This is a genomic window from Legionella tunisiensis, from assembly GCF_000308315.1.
GTDB lineage: Bacteria > Pseudomonadota > Gammaproteobacteria > Legionellales > Legionellaceae > Tatlockia > Tatlockia tunisiensis.
Map to the genome: position 1 here is coordinate 1 of NZ_CALJ01000050.1, position 1,634 is coordinate 1,634.

Here is a 1,634-nt window from a genome sequence, read left to right on the forward strand (position 1 = left end):
GCTTGCCAGTCCCCTTTACTTTTTATTACAAGTAACATTAGCCACTCTAGTTTTTATGGTTTAGCGCTTGCTGATTTAATGATAGAAAATTGTAAAGCTCATGATGTTGATTTTAGAGAAGCTAATTTAAATCATGCTTGTTTTATGGGCTCTGATTTGCAAAATAGTTTGTTCATGCATACGAACTTAAAGCATGCGGATTTTACGGATGCAGTAAATTACAATATTGATATTCAGCATAATACGTTAACCGATGCCCGCTTTTCATTTCCAGATGTTATCGCATTGTTAAACCATCTAAATATTAAAATTAATGGGTGGCCAAACGATTTTGAATCTTAAAGAATGATCATTCTTAAAAGTACAGTTATTTTTGAATTCAGCTAGGTTGGTCAAACGTTTTGCGCGAGATGAAACCAATTCAAAGAGGATTTATTAGGTAAGGGGCTCAACTTCTTCCTGTGATTTTTCAATGACGATGGGTAATTCTTTTGCTGGTGTCATTAGCAACATTGCTCCTCTCAAGGGCAGCAAGATTAGCTAGCAGTCGTAATAAAATCAATAGGTTGTGCTGAAAACAATGAATCAATGCTTTTTTCTGCAAAGTCACTTTTTTCTGCAAAGTCACTTCGCTCTTCAACCAATTCTTTTATAGTTAAATAACTGGTTTTATTATGATGAAAAATTGAGGATGATGATCTGGAATGATTAACACCATATAACTTGGCTTCGTTGGGATCATTAAGTATATCTTGTAATTTTGTTAGCATTTCATCTTCATCTAACTGATGAAGATCAGTTAACAATTGATTATATTTTTCTATTTTAGATGAATTATTTGTATTATCGATAAGATCGATAACTGAATCATATACCTTTATTCGCCATTGTCCACCTTTATATGCGCACTCCCTTATTTGCTCTTCACCCATCCAAGAATAGATAACTTTTGAACCCGGTTGTTTACTAACCAAAGCATTATTCATAATGCTCCAAGCTTTACGATTTTTTTGAATTACTAAATGTTGATGACGTATATTTTAGATGTTTTAAAAAAAGTCTTTCATCCTGTCCATATCTTGTATTTAATACAAAAGATGGTTCAATTTTCATATTTTTTAATGTAAAAGTTTCATAAAAATTAGATCTTGTATTTGCAATAACTGTTGAATAAATGCCATATTGTTCTTTTAATTCTCTTTGTAATTTTGCTGCAAAACTATCCGTACTGTCTTGCCTATTTCCTTTTCCTGCTGAACAACCTAATAATCTTATAGTCAAATGTTGATAATTATTCTCATCCTGCAGTAATGTCCGTTGTTCTGGAGTAAGCATATTATTTAGTGACTCGGCTAATTTATCATAATAAAGTTTATTGCCTTCATCATCCATTATATAGGAGGCTCCTACATCACAATGTCCATCTATATATATTTTTGTATAATTATCAATTTCACAATTTTCTAGTAATGGTTGCTTATTTATAGACTGTAATTCATTGAGGGTAAATTGATAATTATAATAATTCGGAGATTTTTCTAACAGTTTTCCCTTTTTGAATGAAGTAAGTCAATGCTGTTTGGTTTTGTAACCATAACATGACTCGAATAATGTTTTTATCTTCAAAGGATATT

3 protein-coding genes are annotated in these 1,634 nt (G+C 31.2%); 1 reads left to right on the forward strand and 2 read right to left on the reverse strand.

Annotated features, from left to right (window positions below; all coding sequences use genetic code 11):
- On the forward strand, positions 1 to 342 hold a 342-nt coding region (locus tag BN58_RS03870), incomplete at its 5' end, for a pentapeptide repeat-containing protein (RefSeq protein ID WP_019215724.1).
- Positions 343 to 536: 194 nt separating this feature from the next.
- Here the strand turns inward: BN58_RS03870 and BN58_RS03875 are convergent.
- Together BN58_RS03875 and BN58_RS03880 are read right to left on the reverse strand one after the other, a co-directional pair.
- Positions 537 to 986 carry a hypothetical protein gene (locus BN58_RS03875; RefSeq protein ID WP_019215725.1) on the reverse strand — a complete coding sequence of 150 codons (450 nt, stop codon included), beginning with the start codon at positions 984 to 986 and terminating at the stop codon, positions 537 to 539.
- A gap of 13 nt (positions 987 to 999) precedes the next feature.
- A complete protein-coding gene (locus BN58_RS03880; protein ID WP_019215726.1) occupies positions 1,000 to 1,392 on the reverse strand; it encodes a hypothetical protein in 393 nt (130 codons plus the stop codon).
- Positions 1,393 to 1,634 lie beyond the last annotated feature (242 nt).